Source organism: Kribbella sp. NPDC003557 (assembly GCF_040610805.1).
In the GTDB taxonomy this organism is placed as follows: domain Bacteria; phylum Actinomycetota; class Actinomycetes; order Propionibacteriales; family Kribbellaceae; genus Kribbella.
Window position 1 is genome coordinate 400,096 of sequence record NZ_JBEXMY010000003.1, and the last position, 17,786, is coordinate 417,881.

Annotated in this window: 20 protein-coding genes; 12 read left to right on the forward strand and 8 right to left on the reverse strand. The window is 69.5% G+C overall.

The genetic code is table 11. The annotated features are described in order from the left end of the window. Nucleotides 1-51 precede the first annotated feature (51 nt). On the reverse strand, nucleotides 52-966 hold the full coding sequence (locus tag ABZW60_RS13745) for an alpha/beta fold hydrolase (protein ID WP_355476557.1): 915 nt from the start codon (nucleotides 964-966) through the stop codon (nucleotides 52-54). A 42-nt stretch (nucleotides 967-1,008) separates the two neighbouring features. Between ABZW60_RS13745 and ligD the strand changes: the two genes are divergently transcribed. The 5 genes from ligD to ABZW60_RS13770 all read left to right on the forward strand — a co-directional run bounded on the left by ligD (nucleotide 1,009) and on the right by ABZW60_RS13770 (nucleotide 3,708). Then, nucleotides 1,009-1,959, forward strand: a complete 951-nt coding sequence (gene ligD / locus ABZW60_RS13750) for a non-homologous end-joining DNA ligase (protein WP_355476559.1) — start codon at nucleotides 1,009-1,011, stop codon at nucleotides 1,957-1,959. Further along, complete coding sequence (locus ABZW60_RS13755) at nucleotides 1,956-2,162, forward strand: hypothetical protein (protein WP_355476560.1); 207 nt, start codon at nucleotides 1,956-1,958, stop codon at nucleotides 2,160-2,162. Before ligD ends, ABZW60_RS13755 begins: the two co-directional genes overlap by 4 nt. 142 nt (nucleotides 2,163-2,304) lie before the next feature. Continuing rightward, nucleotides 2,305-2,934 (forward strand): TetR/AcrR family transcriptional regulator, encoded by a 630-nt coding sequence (locus ABZW60_RS13760; RefSeq protein ID WP_355476562.1) that lies wholly within the window; start codon nucleotides 2,305-2,307, stop codon nucleotides 2,932-2,934. Nucleotides 2,935-3,058: 124 nt separating this feature from the next. After that, nucleotides 3,059-3,286, forward strand: a complete 228-nt coding sequence (locus ABZW60_RS13765; protein WP_355476563.1) for a DUF3107 domain-containing protein — start codon at nucleotides 3,059-3,061, stop codon at nucleotides 3,284-3,286. Nucleotides 3,287-3,432: 146 nt separating this feature from the next. Further along, complete coding sequence (locus ABZW60_RS13770; RefSeq protein WP_355476565.1) at nucleotides 3,433-3,708, forward strand: GlsB/YeaQ/YmgE family stress response membrane protein; 276 nt, start codon at nucleotides 3,433-3,435, stop codon at nucleotides 3,706-3,708. 69 nt (nucleotides 3,709-3,777) lie between these two features. On the opposite strand, the gene ABZW60_RS13775 is transcribed toward ABZW60_RS13770, so the two are convergent. Next, entirely contained in the window at nucleotides 3,778-4,458 is a 681-nt protein-coding gene (locus tag ABZW60_RS13775) for a ferritin-like fold-containing protein (protein WP_355476567.1), read from the reverse strand. Between the two features lie 254 nt (nucleotides 4,459-4,712). Here ABZW60_RS13775 and ABZW60_RS13780 point away from each other — a divergent pair, with 254 nt between their 5' ends. Both ABZW60_RS13780 and ABZW60_RS13785 read left to right on the forward strand, forming a co-directional pair. After that, complete coding sequence (locus ABZW60_RS13780; protein WP_355476569.1) at nucleotides 4,713-6,866, forward strand: DEAD/DEAH box helicase; 2,154 nt, start codon at nucleotides 4,713-4,715, stop codon at nucleotides 6,864-6,866. An 89-nt stretch (nucleotides 6,867-6,955) separates the two neighbouring features. Beyond that, nucleotides 6,956-7,891, forward strand: a complete 936-nt coding sequence (locus tag ABZW60_RS13785; protein WP_355476570.1) for a DUF4349 domain-containing protein — start codon at nucleotides 6,956-6,958, stop codon at nucleotides 7,889-7,891. Here ABZW60_RS13785 and ABZW60_RS13790 read toward each other — a convergent pair. Then, the gene (locus ABZW60_RS13790; protein WP_355476572.1) at nucleotides 7,885-8,637 is read right to left on the reverse strand and encodes an AAA family ATPase; all 753 of its coding nucleotides are present in this window, start codon (nucleotides 8,635-8,637) and stop codon (nucleotides 7,885-7,887) included. The two genes, ABZW60_RS13785 and ABZW60_RS13790, sit on opposite strands and share 7 nt — an antisense overlap. Nucleotides 8,638-8,724: 87 nt before the next feature. Between ABZW60_RS13790 and ABZW60_RS13795 the strand changes: the two genes are divergently transcribed. Both ABZW60_RS13795 and ABZW60_RS13800 read left to right on the forward strand, forming a co-directional pair. Continuing rightward, nucleotides 8,725-10,254, forward strand: coding sequence for an MFS transporter (locus ABZW60_RS13795; RefSeq protein WP_355476574.1), 1,530 nt, complete (start codon nucleotides 8,725-8,727; stop codon nucleotides 10,252-10,254). 19 nt (nucleotides 10,255-10,273) lie between these two features. After that, nucleotides 10,274-11,155 (forward strand): alpha/beta hydrolase, encoded by an 882-nt coding sequence (locus tag ABZW60_RS13800; protein WP_355476576.1) that lies wholly within the window; start codon nucleotides 10,274-10,276, stop codon nucleotides 11,153-11,155. On the opposite strand, the gene ABZW60_RS13805 is transcribed toward ABZW60_RS13800, so the two are convergent. Together ABZW60_RS13805 and ABZW60_RS13810 are read right to left on the reverse strand one after the other, a co-directional pair. Further along, nucleotides 11,148-12,200, reverse strand: coding sequence for a hypothetical protein (locus ABZW60_RS13805; RefSeq protein ID WP_355476578.1), 1,053 nt, complete (start codon nucleotides 12,198-12,200; stop codon nucleotides 11,148-11,150). The two genes, ABZW60_RS13800 and ABZW60_RS13805, sit on opposite strands and share 8 nt — an antisense overlap. Next, entirely contained in the window at nucleotides 12,197-12,727 is a 531-nt protein-coding gene (locus ABZW60_RS13810) for an RNA polymerase sigma factor (RefSeq protein WP_355476580.1), read from the reverse strand. The genes ABZW60_RS13805 and ABZW60_RS13810 overlap by 4 nt, the downstream gene beginning before the upstream one ends. A gap of 191 nt (nucleotides 12,728-12,918) precedes the next feature. Here ABZW60_RS13810 and ABZW60_RS13815 point away from each other — a divergent pair, with 191 nt between their 5' ends. The 3 genes from ABZW60_RS13815 (at nucleotide 12,919) to ABZW60_RS13825 (ending at nucleotide 15,052) form a co-directional block, all read left to right on the forward strand. After that, nucleotides 12,919-13,749, forward strand: coding sequence for a hypothetical protein (locus ABZW60_RS13815; RefSeq protein WP_355476581.1), 831 nt, complete (start codon nucleotides 12,919-12,921; stop codon nucleotides 13,747-13,749). Continuing rightward, nucleotides 13,746-14,060: a hypothetical protein gene (locus ABZW60_RS13820; RefSeq protein WP_355476583.1), complete on the forward strand. Its 315-nt coding sequence runs from the start codon at nucleotides 13,746-13,748 to the stop codon at nucleotides 14,058-14,060. Before ABZW60_RS13815 ends, ABZW60_RS13820 begins: the two co-directional genes overlap by 4 nt. 242 nt (nucleotides 14,061-14,302) lie before the next feature. Beyond that, the gene (locus ABZW60_RS13825; RefSeq protein WP_355476585.1) at nucleotides 14,303-15,052 is read left to right on the forward strand and encodes a hypothetical protein; all 750 of its coding nucleotides are present in this window, start codon (nucleotides 14,303-14,305) and stop codon (nucleotides 15,050-15,052) included. Here the strand turns inward: ABZW60_RS13825 and ABZW60_RS13830 are convergent, their stop codons facing one another. The 3 genes from ABZW60_RS13830 to ABZW60_RS13840 are packed head-to-tail and all read right to left on the reverse strand — an operon-like array spanning nucleotide 15,053 to nucleotide 17,613. Beyond that, complete coding sequence (locus ABZW60_RS13830; RefSeq protein ID WP_355476587.1) at nucleotides 15,053-16,006, reverse strand: ATP-binding cassette domain-containing protein; 954 nt, start codon at nucleotides 16,004-16,006, stop codon at nucleotides 15,053-15,055. Nucleotide 16,007: 1 nt separating this feature from the next. Beyond that, entirely contained in the window at nucleotides 16,008-16,823 is an 816-nt protein-coding gene (locus tag ABZW60_RS13835) for an ABC-2 family transporter protein (protein ID WP_355476589.1), read from the reverse strand. Beyond that, nucleotides 16,816-17,613, reverse strand: coding sequence for an ABC-2 family transporter protein (locus ABZW60_RS13840; protein ID WP_355476591.1), 798 nt, complete (start codon nucleotides 17,611-17,613; stop codon nucleotides 16,816-16,818). Before ABZW60_RS13840 ends, ABZW60_RS13835 begins: the two co-directional genes overlap by 8 nt. Nucleotides 17,614-17,786 lie beyond the last annotated feature (173 nt).

A 17,786-nucleotide genomic window follows, 5' to 3' on the forward strand; every position in this document is an offset into this window, starting at 1 on the left:
ACCTGACGGGCCGCTCGGTCGTGTCTCAGCCGCGCCTCGGATTCGACTCGATCAGCTGATCAGCTGACGGAACGCCCGCGCCACCTGGTCCGGGTGTTCCATCTGCGCGACATGTCCGGACCGCGGCAGGTACAGCGTGCGCGCATCCGGGAACGTGCGCTGGGCCTTGGTCCGGATCCGCGCGTCGACCAGACGGTCCCTGCCGCCGTAGATCAGCAACACCGGGCACCGCACCTTGGCCGCGTCCGCCCAGAGCGATCGCCGCGGCGGCGCCAGCGACGACCGCAGGATGCTGCGAGCACCGTCCACCGTGGCCTGGTGGACCCAGGGGTCGGTGTCGCGGCGGTGCAGCTCCTCCTCGTACGCCGCCCGCACCTCGGGGTCCAGCCCTCGTGGATCGCCGAACACCATCGCGAGCGACGCCTGGAACCGCCGGTCGAACGGCAACCGCCTCGTCCGCTCCAGCACCGCGGGACCGAGCCGGGGAGTGGCCAGCGCGGTGAACCAGAGGGCACTGGCCGACACCCGCGGATGTGGCAGGGCCGGCGAGACAAGTGTCAGCGACGCGACCAGGTCCGGCCGTTGTGCCGCCAGTGCCACCGAGGCGGCCCCGCCCATCGAGTTCCCGAAGACATGCACCGGGCCCGCGTACTCCCGCTCCAGGAGCTGGGCGAGGAGGTCGGCCTGTTCGGAGATCCCGGTGACGCCGGACAGTGGCGTACGCCCGTGACCGGGCATATCGGGCGCAATGCCCCGGACGGAGTCGTTGAGGAGCAGCCCGAGGGCTGTCCAGTTCAGCGACGACCCGCCGAGGCCGTGCACGAACAGGGCCGGCGGCAGGTCCGCCGCCGCGCCGGGCAGGTCTCTGACCGCCAGATCCACACCGGCGACCGGGACCCGCCGCACCGGCCAGTCCCGGACCGCCAGCGGCGACCCGTCTCCGGTTACTGGTCCGTAACTATCCACAGCACCCATGTTAGGCCGCTTCGCTGATGGAGACTGGGACGTATGGCGGGTGCGCAGCAGCAGCTGACGACCGAGGTGGACGGGCAGACCATGAAGCTCACCAACCTCGGCAAGGTGCTGTATCCACAGACCGGGTTCACCAAGGCCGAGGTGATCGACTACTACCACCAGGTGGCGAAGCTGCTGCTGCCTCATCTGTCCGACCGGCCCCTGACCCGTAAACGGTGGCCGGACGGCACCGAGGCGGCGTACTTCTTCGAGAAGAACGCTCCCCGCGGTACGCCGGCCTGGGTCCGGACCGAGACGCTGCCGACGCCCGGCAGCTCCACCGGACGCGACGAGATGAGCTTCGTGGTGTGCGACGACGTACAGACCGTGGTGTGGCTGGCCAACCTGGCCGCATTGGAGCTGCACGTGCCGCAGTGGCGGATCGGGCTGTCCGACCAGGGCAAGGACCCACGGGCGGACCTGATCGTGTTCGACCTCGACCCGGGACCGGGAGCGACCATCGTCGAGTGCTGTGACGTGGCGCTGGCGCTGCGGCAGCTGCTGGGCCACTTCGGCCTGGAGGGCTGGCCGAAGACGTCCGGGAACAAGGGCATGCACCTGTATGTCCCGATCGAGCCCGCGCCGTCCAAGCTGACCAGTGCGTTCGCCAAGCAGCTCGCCGAGCAGCTGGCGGAGGCCCTGCCGGAGAGCGTGACCGCCAACATGACGAAGGCGCTGCGGCCCGACAAGGTGTTCATCGACTGGAGTCAGAACGCAAGCGCGAAGACCACGCTGGCGCCGTACTCGCTGCGCGGCTCGGACGAGCCACGGGTGTCCACGCCGATCGACTGGGACGAGGTGGCGTCCGCGACCTCACCCGAGGACCTCCGGTTCCTGCCGCACGACGTACTCGCCCGGATCGAGGAGTACGGCGACGTACTCGAAGGGCTGTACGACGACCCGAAGCCGCTACCGTCGTCAACGAGAGGAGCGCGAGCCAGATGACCAGTGGACCCGATTACGAGGGCCCGGGCGACGACAACCTGCCCGCCGAGGCCTCCGAGGCGGACGTGCTCGAGCAGCGCCTGGCCTCGACCGTGGTGGACGACCGGTCCGAGGAGTCCGGCCTCCCGAACGAGGCGGACCCGGCGGATGTGGAGGAGCAGCGCCGCGCGGTGGGCGACGCCGGCGAGGACGACTACCGCTGACCGCAGTACCACGATGGAACAGACCGCGGCCGGTTGGTCGGCGGGGAAGCTACTGACGGGAAGGACTGCTGGGTAGGATTCGGGGAACGACCCGGTGGCGGACGAAGCCGGCCGCCGGAGAGCACCACCGAAGGAGCAGACCGTGTCGACGACACCGGAGACCGCACCCAAGCGTGGCAGCCGCCTGCCCCGGCTGGCCCGGCGCGCCCAACTGCTCGAGGCGGCCCAGGAGGTCTTCGTCGCGAACGGGTATCACGCCGCCGCGATGGACGACATCGCCGACCGCGCGGGCGTGTCCAAGCCGGTCCTGTACCAGCACTTCCCCGGGAAGCTGGAGCTGTACCTGGCGCTGCTGGACACCTCCTGCGACGCGATCGTGGCGTCGGTGCAGGACGCGCTGAAGTCGACCGAGGACAACAAGCTCCGGGTCGCGGCGACGATGCACGCGTTCTACGACTACGTGGCGAACGCGCAGGGCGCCTTCCGGCTGGTGTTCGAGTCGGACCTGACCAACGAGCCGGCCGTGCGCGAGCGTGTCGACCGGGTCACGCACGCGTGCGCCGAGGCCGTGTCCGAGGTGATCAGCGCCGACGCCGGCCTCAGCCGGGAGCAGTCGATGGTGCTGGCCGTCAGCCTGGTCGGCATGGCCCAGGTCAGCGCCCGGTACTGGCTCGGCGCCGGCGACCCGTCGTTCCCGCAGCAGCAGGCCGCCGACCTGGTCGCCTCGCTCGCCTGGCGGGGCATCCGGGGCTTCCCGCGCACCGACGGCTGACGCCGGAGGTGCTGCCGCCGAATGTTCTGCTCTCGGCGGACGGGTGAGAGCAGGCGAGCCCTACCGGATAGGCTCGAAGCGTCACCGGCGAGAGCCGCCGGTCGGAACGTGCCCGGAGGGTTTCGTGGAGGTCAAGATCGGCGTGCAGCACGCCAATCGTGAGTTGGTTCTGGAGAGCGAGCAGACTCCGGATGAGGTCCAGGCACTGGTCGCGGAGGCGCTCACCGGCAAGTCCGGCCTGCTCGAGCTGGCCGACGAGAAGGGCCGCCGGGTGCTGATCCCGGCCGACCGGCTCGCGTACGTCGAGATCGGCGAGGTGTCGACCCGCAAGGTCGGGTTCGGCGCGATCTGATCGCGTTCCGGACACAGTCGCGCGTGTCCCGGTTGCGGAAAGCCACCGAGAGGGCACGATGACGGTGAGACCTGCGCTCAGGTGGTCTGGTTTGTCACGGGGCACCGGACCGGCGCAGGTTCACCATCCCTCACAAGGAGGACACCGTGTACTGGGTCTGGATGATCATCGTCAGCCTCATCGCGGGCATCATCTTCGGGCCGCTGGCCCGGCTGGTGCTCCCCGGCAAGCAGAACATCAGCCTCGGCTGGACCATCCTGGGCGGCGGCATCGGCGCCTTCCTCGGTGGCCTGATCGCGTACTTCCTCGGCGTCAAGGACACCTCCGGCCCGGACTGGATCCAGTACCTGATCCAGATCATCTGCGCCGCGGTCGTCATCGCCATCATCTCCGCGCGCAACAGCAAGCCCAAAGCCGCCTGACTCAGGCACCACCAAACGGCCGCCACCCCTGACACGGGGAAGGCGGCCGTTGCCCTGTCCGGACAGGGATCAGGCCTGCAGGCCCAGAGCGGTCATCCGGGCCGTGTGCGCCTCGGTGAGCCGGGTGAACATCCGGCCGATCGCGGCCAGGTCCAGGCCGGGACGGTCCACGCTGCCGGCCAGCAGCGCGGCCAGCGAGTCCCGGTCGGCGGCGATCCGCTGGGCCTGGCTGAGCGCCTCCCCCACGAGGCGGCGGCCCCACAGCGCCAGCCGGCCGCCGAGCTTCGGGTCCTCGTCGATCGCGGCCCGGACCCGGTCCACCACGAACTCGGCCTGGCCGGAGTCGGCGAACACCTCCAGCACCAGCGCCCGCGTCTCCGCGTCCACGAACGACGCGATCTCGCGGTAGAAGTCGTTGGCCAGCCCGTCCCCGACGTACGCCTTCACCAGACCCTCGAGCCAGTCCGACGGCGCGGTGTGGTCGTGGAACGCGTCCAGCGGCGTGACGAACGGCCGCATCGCCTCCATCGGGTCCACACCGAGCTGGACCAGCCGGTCCCGGAGCCGTTGGAAGTGCCCGAACTCGGTGGTCGCCAGCGCCGCCAGCTCCGCCTTGTCGTCCAGCGTCGGGGCCAGCTTGGCGTCCTCCGCCATCCGCTCGAACGCGGTCAGCTCGCCGTACGCGAGCACTCCCAGCAGGTCCACCGCCGCGGCCCGGTAGGCGGGATCATCAAAGGCCGTCTGCTCCATGCCCGGCACCCTATCGGGCCGCGCTCGGGAGTGGCGCATGCCACACGAAGCGGCGTTGACAGCCGCTGCGGTTACACTGGTGGGCGATTCGCCGGTGACGCGCCCACATGGGCAAGCTGGTGCGAGGTGCTTGCACAGTGTCCCCGCGCCTCACGATCGGGGCTGGAAGGCCCCAGGCGCCCGGCCACTGAGCACACCTGTCCGCACCAAGCATGTGAGAGGCGATCAGCCTGACCACCTTCCGAGAGCTCGGCGTGCTGCCCGAGATCTGTGACGCGCTCGACCGCGTCGACATCGTCGAACCCTTCCCGATCCAGGAGATGACGCTCCCGGTGGCCCTGATGGGCACCGACCTGATCGGGCAGGCCCGCACCGGCACCGGCAAGACGCTCGGCTTCGGCATCCCGTTGCTGCAGCGCACGATCGCGCCGAACGAACCCGACTACACCGAGCTGGTCGCGCCGGGCAAGCCGCAGGCGCTGGTCGTCACCCCGACCCGGGAACTGACCATCCAGGTCGCCAAGGACCTGCAGACCGCCTCCACCGTCCGCACCGTGCGGATCCTGACCATCTACGGCGGCGTCGCGTACGAACCGCAGCTGGACGCGCTGAAGAGCAGCGTCGACGTCGTCGTCGGTACGCCGGGACGCCTGCTGGACCTGGCGAACCGGGGCGTCCTCGACCTCGGCCACATCAAGGTCCTGGTCCTCGACGAGGCCGACGAGATGCTCGACCTCGGCTTCCTGCCCGACGTCGAGCGGATCCTGCGCAAGACGCCCGAGCTGCGCCAGACCATGTTGTTCTCGGCAACCATGCCGTCGGCCGTGATCGGCCTCGCCCGCACCCACATGCGGCACCCGCTGAACATCCGGGCCGAGTCGCACGAGGACACCCAGATGGTGCCGACCACGGCACAGTTCGTCTACCGGGCGCACGAGCTGGACAAGCCCGAGGTGGTGGCCCGGATCCTGCAGGCCGAGGACCGCGGCCGGGTGATGATCTTCTGCCGGACCAAGCGCGAGGCGTCCCGGCTGACCGACGACCTGCAGGACCGCGGGTTCAAGGCGGCCGCGATCCACGGCGACCTGAACCAGCAGGCCCGCGAGCGGGCGCTGACCCGGTTCCGCGGCGACAAGATCGACGTCCTGGTCTGCACCGACGTCGCGGCCCGCGGTATCGACGTCGAGGGCGTCACGCACGTCATCAACAACACCTGCCCCGAGGACGAGAAGACCTACATCCACCGGATCGGGCGGACCGGGCGCGCGGGGGCCAGCGGTATCGCCGTCACCTTCGTCGACTGGCCGGACGTGACCCGGTGGAAGGTGATCAACAAGGCGCTCGACCTGCCGTACGACGAGCCGCAGGAGATCTACTCCACGTCACCGGAGCTGTACCACGACCTCGGCATCCCGTCCGAGGCGAAGGGCCGGATCCGTACGGCGCGGGCGCCGCAGGAGGCCCGCGAGGCACGGGAGGACCGGCCGCGCGGACGCCGCGACGAAGGCCGCGCCGACGGCGAGCGTCCGGGCCGCAAGCGCAACCGGACCCGCAAGCGCACCCGCGCCGGCCAGCCGGTCGAGGAACTCGCCGACGTCACGACGAAGACCGAGGTCCCGCCGTCGACCGAGCCGGCCGCCGAGGGGGCACCGCGCAAGGCACGCAAGCGCACCCGGACTCGCAAGACCACCGAGGCCCCGACGACCGAGGCGGCAGTCGCCGAGGTCGCCGCAGCCGAGCCCGAGGCTCCGGCAGAGAAGCCGGCCAAGCGCACCCGGACCCGCAAGACGGCAGAGGCGCCGGAAGCCGCCGCCGAGGCGAAGGCTGACGAGCCGGCGGTTGAGCAGCCGGCGAAGCGGACCCGCACCCGGAAGACGGCTGCGGCACAGGCGAGCGAGGCTGCAGCCGACGCGACGGCCGGCCAGCCGGCGGCTGAGGCGGCAGCGGCTGTGGCCGACGAGAAGCCGGTCAAGCGGACCCGGACCCGGAAGACAGCTGAAGCCAAGGCGGCCGAGCCTGCTGCCGAGGCGACGGCTGCGGACGAGAAGCCCGCCAAGCGGACCCGCACCCGCAAGACCGCCGAGTCCAAGGCGCCGGCAGCCGAAGCGCAGGCTGCTGAGCCTGCAGCCGACGCGACGGCGGATGAGAAGCCGGTCAAGCGGACCCGCACCCGGAAGACGGCCGCGGCGAAGGCGACCGAGCCTGCAGAGGCCACAGCCGGCGAGGCGACGGCCGACGAGAAGCCGGTCAAGCGCGCCCGGGCCCGGAAGACGGCGGAGGCCAAGGCGGCCGAGCCCGCTACCGAGGTGACGGCCACGGACGACAAGCCGGTGAAGCGCACGCGGACCCGCAAGACCGCCGCGGCGAGCAAGCCGGCGACGACGCCGATCTTCAGTGCGCCGGAGTGACTGTTTCCGAATGGTGATCTGACGCTGCAACACCCAGCCCCGCGTGGGCCGTCCTAGGGCGGTAACCACGAGCGAAAAGGGGCTGGGTGATGAGGCGGATCAGGGCGGTAACAGCCGTGATGGCTGTCGCGGGGGTCGTGCTGCTGGCCGGTTGCAGTGCCGGCGGCAACGACAGCACGAGCGGCGATGCCGCGTCGGCGCCGAAACAGGGCGCCGGCGAGGCCGTGGGCACAGCGGAACCGCAGGCGCCGGCGGCCGGCAAGACCGACTCTTCCGGCAGCGGCAGCGGTGGCAGCAAGGAACAACCGGCGATCACGCGGGCCATCATCAAGAGCGGCTCGCTGGCCGTCGAGGGCGAGGACGTCTCCGCCCTGCGGCAGAAGGCGGTGGCCGCGATCACCGGCCTCGGCGGTCAGGTGGCCGCCGAGGACACCGCGAGCGACCCTGACGGGCACATCAACAGGTCGAACCTGGTCCTCAAGGTCCCGACGAAGTCGTTCGAGACCGCGATCCAGAAGCTCTCGGACCTCGGCAAACGACTGCAGATCCACCAGGAGTCGACCGACGTCACCGAGCAGGTCGTCGACGTCGCCAGCCGGATCGAGTCGCAACGCGCCAGCCTCGACCGCACCCGCGCGCTGATGACGAAGGCGAACACGATCGGCGAGATCGTCTCGGTCGAGAGCGAACTGACCCGGCGTGAATCCGATCTGGAGTCCCTGCTCGCGAAGCAGAAGAACCTGGCCCTGCAGACCGACCTCGCGACGCTCACCCTGACGCTGAGCGAGAAGGGCAAGCCGCCGGTGCGGACCGTCGAGGAGCCGGACAAGGGCTTCGTGGCGGGCCTCAAGGGCGGCTGGAACGCCTTCACCGCCGTCTTCTCCGCCATCGCGACCGCCGTCGGCGCGCTGCTGCCGTTCCTGGTGCTGCTCGCGATCATCGCCGTACCGCTGTGGCTGTTCCGCAACAAGCTGCGTCGGCAGCCGGCGCCGCTGCCCCCGCCGGCGCCGAACAGCGGTCAGTGAAGCAGTGCGCCGGCCAACGCCCGGTAGGCCTTCGCACCGGGCGAGGCCGGCGCCGTACTGAGCACGGTGTCGCCGATCGCCGGCGCCTCCGCGAACCGGATCGACTTCGGGATGGCCGGCTGCAGCACCTCGAGCGAGTACGTGTCCGCGATCGTCTCGAGGACGGTGCGGGCGTGCGTCGTACGGCCGTCGTACAGCGTCGGGAGCACGCCGAGGACCCGCAGGCCCGGGTTCGTCAGCCGCTGCACGTCGTGCACCGTGTCAAGTAGTTGCCCTACGCCACGATGCGCCAGCGTCTCGCACTGCAAGGGAATCAGCACGTCGGAGGCTGCGGACAGCGCGTTCACGGTGAGAAGTCCGAGCGTCGGCGGACAGTCGACGATGATCCAGTCGTACGACGTCCGCAGCGGCCGCAGCGCGGTCCGTAGTACCTGCTCCGGGCCACTCTCCCGGGCCAGCTGGACGTCCGCGGTCGCGAGCGCGATCGTGGCGGGCAGCAGGTCCGGGGCGTCGTCGGACTCGATCAGTACGTCGCGGGCGCGCACCCCGCCGAGCATCACGTGGTGGATCGACCGGTCCAGGTCCTCGGGATCGATGCCGACCGAGAACGTCAGGCAGGCCTGGGGGTCGAGATCGACCAGGAGCACCCGTTGGCCGAGCTCGACCAGGGCTGCACCGAGGGTGGCGACGGTGGTCGTCTTGGCCACGCCGCCCTTCTGATTGGCGACCGCGAGAGTGCGAGGCACCCGGCCATTGTGCCGTACCACGGAACGCGAGCCCACATCGACCGAGCTGTTGACTTCAAGGACACTTGAACTCCCAGCATGCTGGACATGACCGGAACGAGCATCTGCCCCGATCCCCCGACGCCCGACTGCGACGACCAGCCGGCGGTCCCGGCGCGGGCGGGGAGGCGGGAGTGGCTCGGGCTGGCCGTACTGGCCCTGCCGACCGTCCTGATCGGCCTGGACGGGACCGCGCTGCACCTCGCCGCTCCGGCGCTCAGCGCCGACCTCGCACCCAGCTCGTCCCAGCTGCTGTGGATCGTCGACGTGTACGGGTTCGTGGTGGCCGGGCTGCTGGTGACCATGGGGACGGTCGGCGACCGGATCGGGCGCCGCCGCCTGCTGATGATCGGCGCGACAGGTTTCCTCGTCGCCTCGCTGCTCGCCGCGTTCGCGACCAGTGCGGAGCTCCTGATCACCGCGCGAGCACTGCTGGGCCTGGCCGGCGCGACCCTGATGCCGTCGACGCTGTCGCTGCTCAGCAACATGTTCCGCGATCCCGGGCAGCGCCGGCTGGCGATCGCGATCTGGATGACGAACTTCATGGTCGGCGGCATGGCCGGTCCGCTGATCGGCGGCGTACTCCTGGACCACTTCTGGTGGGGATCGGTGTTCCTGATCGGCATCCCGCCGCTGCTGCTCCTGCTCGCTGTCGGACGGCTGCTGCTCCCCGAGTACCGCAACGAGAACGCCGGCCGGATCGACCTGCTCAGCGTCGTTCTCTCCGTCGCGGCGATCATCTCGGTGGTCTACGCCGTCAAGGAGACCGCGAAGGGCGGCCCGCACCTGGGCACGCTGGCCGTCGCGGCGGTCGGCGTCGGGCTCGGGTGGTGGTTCGTCCGCCGCCAGCTCGGACTGTCCCAGCCGCTCCTCGATCTGCACCTGTTCCGCCGGGCCGCGTTCAGTGCTTCGCTCGGCGCGCAGACCTTCGGGCTGTACGTACTGGCCGCGATGCAGTTCCTCGCCGTCCAGTACTTCCAGCTCGTCCTCGGGATGAGCCCGTTCGAGGCCGGTCTGTGGATGCTGCCCACGACGGTCGCGGGGATCGTCGGCACGCTGGGTGGGCCGTACGTGATCCGCGTACTGCGGTCCGGTGCAGCGATGACGGTCGGCTTCCTGGTCGCGGCGCCCGGGCTCGCACTGATGGCTGTTGCGACCGGACGCTGGCCTGTCGTCATCGGGCTGAGCCTCGCCGGTCTGGGCATCCAGCTGGTGCTGGCGCTCACGTACGACGTCGTCATCAGTAGCGCGCCGCCGGAGCGAGCCGGTGTCGCGTCGGGGATGGGTGAGACCGGTACGGAGCTCGGCATTGCGCTAGGCATCGCTATCGCCGGCAGCATCGTCACCGCGGTCTACCGCGCCGGGGTGTCGGTTCCTGTCGGCGCACCGGACTCCGTACGCGACACCCTGGGCAGCGCAGTGGCCGAGGCTGAGCACCTGCCCGCTCCGCTCGCCCAGGAGCTGCTCACAACGGCGCGGGACGCGTATACGCACGGCGTACAGCTGGCTGCCGTGCTGAGCGTTGTGATGGTTCTGCTCCTCGCCGCGGCCACGGCCAAGCTGGTTCGGACCAGGTGAGCGGTTAGTCTCTTTACTTGTGAGTACGCCGCGTACGCTGACGCTGCCCGACGGGGTGCACCCCGAGACACTCGAGACCGACCGTGGCTCGTTCGCCACGCTGACCGCCGTACCCGACATCGGTACGCCGCTCGGCACGGTCCTGCTGGTGCCGGGCTGGACCGGCAGCAAGGAGGACTTCACTCCGCTCGTCGACCACCTGTGCCGGTACGGGTGGCGGGCGGTGGCCGTTGACCAGCGTGGTCAGTACGAGACCGCCGGGCCGGCCGACGCGTCGGCGTACTCACTGGCCGAGCTGGGCGCCGACGTAGTGGCGATGAGCAAGGCGCTGGGCGGTTACAGCCAGCTGGTCGGGCATTCGTTCGGCGGACTGGTCGCGCGCGAGGCCGTGCTGACCGACCCGTCGGTGTTCTCGACGATCAGTCTGCTGTGCTCGGGGCCGGCCGCGTTCACCGACGAGGCGACGCTGCAGAGCCTGCAGATGCTCGCGTTCGGGCTGGAGAACCTGCCGATCGAGCAGGTGTACGACCTGAAGCTGGAGCATGACCGGAAGGCGCCCGGGTACGTCGTACCGGCGGACGACGTCGTCGCGTTCCTGCGGAAGCGGTTCACCGGCAACGTACCGACCAGCCTGGCCGAGATCACCCGTCGGCTGACCGACGCCGAGGACAAGACCGATCAGCTCGCCAAGTCCGGCGTCCGCACACAGGTGCTGCACGGCGAGACCGACGACGGCTGGCCGATCCCGGTCCAGGAGGCGATGGCCGAACGCCTCGGCGTCACGGCCGAGGTCATCCCCGGCGCCGGGCACTCACCCGCGATCGACCAGCCGGCCGCGACCGCCCGCCTCCTGGTGGACTTCTTCCACGACTACCCGAACCTGGCAGCCACGACTACCTGACCGGGCGGACCTGCGGCTGGATGTCGAGCAGGTCCAGGCCGACCGGGTTCAGAGTGGCCTTGACCTGCTCGGTGTAGACGAGCAGCTGGACCGGTGCGGGGCCGCCGGTCATGCCGTCGGCGCCTCCGCTCAGGTAGACGCCGAGGTCCTGCTTGCTGAGGATGCCGTTCAGCGTGTCCCGGACACGGTCGCTGTCGGCGTTGCTCATCAGGACCGGAGTGACGCACAGGTTGCCGCTGTAGACCTTCTCGAACGCCGTACGGAACGCCGCGAGGTCACCGTGCGCGACGCCGACCATCATCACCACAGGGGCGTTGCGGGAGGTGCCGTTCGGGTAGTAGGCGACCGGGCCGTACGCCTGGTTGGCGTGCGCGGCAAGGAACGTCCTCACCGCGGCCGACGAGACGTTGCTCGGCTTCGAGGGCCAGCCGCCGACCGGGGCCGCGCACGGCAGCTTCGGCAGACCGGTCTCGGCCGGCCGGATCGGCGCTGCCTGCTGCTCCACGTCGATCGACCGGTCGCGCCAGATACCCGTGACCGACGCCTGGCCGGTCCGGACGCCCTTGATCGTCTTCACGCCGGGGATCCGGTCGACGTCCAGGCCGTTGAGCTTCACCGCGACGTTGTCCGGGCAGCTCGGCGCCGGCTCCTTGCCCGGCAGGTAACCGATCAAGGTCCTCGCCACCGGTGCGCAGAAGACCGGGGTGCTGCCCGGTACGGCGATGATCTCGCCGCTCACCTGGACCTTGTCGCCCGGCTTCACCAGCCACTTGTCGTTGCCTTGAGCAAACGCTTGCGGGGCGCCGGTCGCGGTGGTCGCGGTGGTCGCAGGTGTTGCCGGTGGCTCGGGGTCGGGCAGCACCGAGATGACGCCGGCCGCCACGACCGCGACGCTCGCCGCCGCCAGCGCGGGCACCCAGCGCCGGTTCTTGCGGCCGCCGCTCAGCATGTACTCCAGGTCGGGCTCCGGGGGCGCCTCCTGGTCAGCCCGCCAACGAGCGCCGGCACGGGTCAACAGGTCGTCGACCTCGTCGGTCTGGTTCATTCGGTCACCTCCAGTAGGGTACGGAGCCGGTTGCGCGCGTCGGACAGCGTGGATTTCACGGTGCCTTCGGAGCAGCCCATGACGGCCGCGGTCTCGGCGATCGACAGGTCGGCGAAGTAGTAGCAGTCGACCGCGAGCCGCTGCCGCGCCGAGAGCGACATGATCGCGTGGTCGACATCCATCCGCGCGTCGAGATCCGGCCGCCGCGAGGCCACCGGCCCGGCGTCCTCGATCAGCGCCAACGACGGCCCGGAGCGCATCCGGCGGACCGCTTTCCGGGCCTGGTCCGCTGTGATCGCGAGCAGCCAGGCCGACGGCGTACCGCGCGAAGGGTCGTACTGAGCCCGCTTCGCCCAGGCCCGCGCGAGCGCCTCCTGCACGATGTCGTCCCGATCCGCCCCCACCGCCAGCCGCCCCGCCAACCGAGCCATCGCCACCAGATGAGGCCGAACCCACACCACGAACCCAGGCCCGTCCCCCGGCGGCCCCTGCACCCCCACCACCGGCTCACCCGTCATCGTCGGCATACCTTCTCTACCCCCGATCAACCCATCCGGTTGGCCCCTACCCGACGTTCAACGACCCCACCACCCCAACGTCACCACCCCACCCCATTCCGTAACCCACCCGAGTTATCCACAGATCCCCGAAACCCACCCCACAGCCCCCTCGGGAGTCCGTACGGTCGATCGAAAGCCAAACCAAGCCTGGGGGACAGATGCAACCCGGTCTCGACAACCTTCCAGAACCGGCAGACGTGCACGCCTGGCTGTCCGAGCGGCGGCCGCTCGACTGGGGAGACCCGATCCCGACCAAGGCGGAGATCGCGGCCGACTACGGCGAGCGGACGGCCGAGAAGAGTTTGCAACTGGTGACGAAGGCCGCCTCCGTCGAGCCCCGCCTCACGGACGCCGTCGTCTCCGCGATCGGAGCGGAGGCAACGCCGTACCACCTGGAGAACCGGATGAAGTCGCCGCAGTCCCTGGCCCGGAAACTGGCCACGTACGAGGACTTCTACCGACGGTCCCAGCAGGTGCCGGAGGACGTTCTTCGCTACACAGCTCTCGTCAAGCATCCGGACGAGCTCACCCAGGCTGCGATCAGAACGATCGATCGTCTCAACGACGGCAACTGGCAGACCCAGGCCGCACATCACTCGTACGTCGACGGCAGCCGCTACAAGGGCCTGCATGCCTTCCTGCGTGCGCAGGGCGAGTCGGTCGAACTGCAGGTGCACTCGAACGAGTCGATCGACGTCAAGGAGCGTACGACCGGTCTGTACGAGATCGAGCGCGATCGCCAACAGCCTGCTGCGGCTCGTGACGCTGCCCGGCGGGAGTGCATCGCGCTCTCCGACCAGATGACTCAACCGGCCGGCATCGAAGAGCTCAAAGAACTCGGCGGCGCGCCGGTGAACACGATTAGCTACGGTAAGAAGCGTCAGCAGCACCGCCCCAAGTCAGGTCCGGCCCGCGCGAGCGAGCCGAACCAGGCACCGGAGCAGACCCGCCAACAGGCTCAGCATCGACAGAACGGGACATCACGATGACGCGGTTGTTCTTGGTCAAGGACGGCGACAAGGAGCTGTGGGTCGCGGCGTTGGTGGATGAGGATGTGTGGACGTATGTGGGGAACACCGGGAAGTTTCATCGCAACGAGGGTGCGCGGCACGACTACTACTTCCTCAACGGAATGCAGTACGTCGACATCGGGATCGCGGAGGCCAAGCGTCTGATCCAGGCCGGGGTCGGTGCTGTCGACGAGCAGGAGTTCCCGGACTCGGCCCGTCGCTGGCGGGAAGACACCGCCGGTATGGATCCTGAGGTGGTGTTCGCCTCGATGGTGGCGGATCTCGCCTGAGCGTCGGGTGACCCTGGGGCTTGTAGGTTTCGGGTATGGGTGTGTGGATTACTGGGCGGAGTTTTCCTACGCCTGATTTGGTGAAGACCGTGAACAATCCGGCTGCTTGGGATCAGTTGGGTGGGTTTGCGGAGGTGCAGGCTGCTGAGGCTGCTGCGGCTCTGGGGGTGTTGGAGGAGCGGCTGGCGTCGGCGGGCTCGCGGGATGAGCGGGTTGCGGGGTTCGAGGTGGCGTATCGGCATGTGGCTGAGTGGCGGTACCAGGTCGCTCTGCAGGGGCAGTGGACGCGGCCTCACGCGAATGCGGACGATGTGCGGGCCACGATCGGTGAGGGGCACATGCGGTACCGCCTGTCGCCGTCGGCGGGGAATCGGGAGCCGGGGACGCCGGCGTGGAAGTTGCTGTCCGAGTTGGAGGCGGTTGCCCTGGAACGGATGGGTCGCGACCACAGCATGCAGAACGTCGTGACGTTGCGCGACGGCGCGACCGTGAACGGGAACCGGCTCGTCTTCCTGCCTGCGCCGCGGGATCCGGCGACCGGCGGTCCGTATCTGGGATACCCGGACCAGGTGGTCACGCAGACCGCGGACCAGGCGGACTGCGAGGTCCTGCGGCGTGCGTCGTTCGACGCGCTGGCCGAGCTGGAGGAGGTCCGGGCCGCGGGTGCGGCGGATCCGCGCGACCCCGAGCAACGCAAGACGTTCACCGACGCGGCGTACTTCCTCGTGCAGGGCCCCGAGTTCAAGCGGGGCAGTGACGCGATCATGCGGACGTTCCTGGTCGCGGCGCACGCCCGGGTGTTCGACGCGGCGCCGGTGTTGCCGCAGGCAATCGACCTGGACGGGATGGTCCGCGGCCAGGACGGTTTCCACCGGGTGATGAACGAACAGCTGCGACTCGCCCCTGCGCCGGCCGAGCAAGCCGCCGCCACGACCACCGAGCGGGCACCCCAGCCCAGGACCGCCCAGAGGCCGAACGGTCTCACCCGCTAGTCATCGCGTTGCCGGTGCGTAGAGCTGGGTGATGACGGATTCGATGGTGGGTTCGGAGACCGAGAGGTCCATCAGCGGGTAGTTGGCCGCGATCTCGGCCAGGAGGGGTGCCGCGCTGGTGGTGGTCGGGAAGGTGAGGTGCTGGCGGGGGCCGTCGACCTTGGTCACGGTGGCTCCGGTGACCTCGATGGGTGGCAGTGAGGTCGCGAGGTCCACGACCAGGGTGCGCGGCGCGGACTGGCTGGACTTGAGCCGGTCGAGGGTTCCGTCGAAGATCTGGTGGCCGTGGTCGATGACCATCACCCGGCTGCAGAGCGCCTCGATGTCGTCGAGGTCGTGGGTGGTGAGGATGATCGTCGTCCGGCGTTCGGCGTTGACCTGCGCCAGGAACTCGCGCAGCCGGGCCTTGCTGATCACGTCGAGCCCGATCGTCGGCTCGTCCAGGTAGACGATCTCGGGGTCGTGCAGCAGCGCCGCCGCGATGTCGCCGCGCATCCGCTGCCCGAGCGACAACTGGCGGACGGGCACGTCGAGCAGGTCGCCGAGGTCGAGCAGCTCGACGAACGTCGCCAGGTTCTCCCGGTGCCGGGCGAGCGGTACGTCGTACATCTTCTGCAGGACCGCGAACGAGTCCTTCAACGGCAGGTCCCACCACAGGGTCGTGCGCTGGCCGAAGACGACGCCGATCCGCTTGGCCAGCTTGAGCCGGTGCCGCGACGGATCGACGCCGGCCACCCGGATCGAGCCGCCGGACGGCACCAGGATCCCGGTCAGCATCTTGATCGTGGTGGACTTCCCGGCCCCGTTCGGCCCGATGTACCCCATCACCTCGCCGGGCTCGACGCTGAACGTCATCCCGTCCACCGCCCGCACCTCGCGCTTCGTCCGGCGCAGCCCGGACCGCGAGGTGACCGTGAACGCACGCGACACGTTGTCCAATTCGATGACAGCCATTTCAGCTCCCTGTACTGCGATAGCGACGGAGACCGCCCCGCCACGCGAGCGACGCCACCGCGGCCATCGCGACGGCGACCAGCGGTGACAGCAGCCCGATCCAGGACGGCAGCCCGAGCGGCGCGGGCTTACCCAGCAGGAACAGCACCGGGTAGTAGTTGACGAAGGCAATCGGTACGACGAACGTGACGGCCCGCACGATCTCCTTGCCGAAGATCGTCAGCGGGAACTGCGCCATCGCCTGCCCGCCGTAGGTGACCGAGTTGGCCAGCTCGGCGGAGTCGATCGAGATGAACTGGAACGCGGCGCCGAGCACGAACAGCGTCCCGAAGATCACCGAGCCCGCAATCAGCGACCCGATCAATACGATGCCGCGGGCAACTGTCCAGTCGATGTCGACGTTCATCAGCGCCAGCACCAGGACGGTCGTCGCCTGCAGCGGGCGGCCGAGCCGGCGTAGCGCGAACCCGTCGGCGGCGGCCTGCAGGAACGCGGGCACCGGCCGGATCAGGTAACTGTCGAACGAGCCGGTGCGGATCCGCTCACCGACCCGTTCGATCGAGCCGGTGAACAGATCGGCGACGCCGAGCGCCGTCGAGGCCGTTGCGTAGAGCAACGCCATCTCCCCGAGCGAGAACCCGCCGAACGAACTGATGTGACTGAAGATCATCAGCACCGCGATGAAGTCGGTCACCGTGACCAGCGTCGAGCTGACCAGCATCAGCACGAACGACGCCGGGTACGCCAGCGCGGACCGGATCCACAAGACGATCAGCATCCAGTACTGCGAGGGCGCGCGAAGGACACGCTCAACCACCCTGGATCACCACCTTCCGGGTCGCCAGCGTGGTGGTGAGTTGCCCGACCAGCAGCAGCACCGACAACCAGCCGAACTGGAACAAGAGCGCCGCGCCGGTCCCGCCCGGGTTCCGGCCGAGCCAGATGTCGATCGGCACCTGCATTGTCGCGGCCCACGGCGTCGCCCGCGCGACCACTCCGATCCAGCCAGGGAACGCGACCAGCGGCAGGATCGTGCCGGCGAAGAACAGCGAGAGGACGAGCGCCAGCTGCTCCATCCCGCGCGAGTCGGTGATCCAGAACCCGGACAACGCGACCAGGTACCGGATCGTGAAGCTGATCGTGATGCCGAGCAGCAGGCCGAGCGCGATCGCCGGCCACATCGCGGGACTTGACGGAAACTTGAGATCGAACACCAGCGACCCGACCAGCAACGGCACACCGCCGCGGACCAGCATCTCGAACGTCGCCCGGCCGAGATCGACCGACAGCCACCACAGCAGCAGCTGCGTCGGCCGGTAGAGGTCGACAGCGATCTCACCGCTGCGCACGCGCGCGCCCAGCTCGTTCGTGGTGGTCGCGCCGAAGATCCCGACCGGCACCAGCAACCCCTGCTGCAACCACACGAACGTGAGCGCGTCAGGTACGTCGTACCCGCCGAGCCCGGGTCGTTCGCGCCACAGGGTCAGATAGACGCCGCACAGGATGAACCCGAAGACCGTGTTGGTGAACAACCCGGACACGGTGGCGATCCGGTACGTCGAGAACCGCCGGAAGGACCGTACGGCGATCGCCCAGTAGACACCCACTACCTACCTCCTCTCGCACTCGTGGTGGTGTCCGAGGAGCACAGCGGCACGCGGAACTGCCCCGGATCTGGAAGGACCCGGGGGTTCGGACACCACTGTGAAGGCGTGCGAATCCACGCCGAATTGTCAAGGCAGGAGAGGGACGGTACGCCGGATCCCGCCGTGGCGTCAAC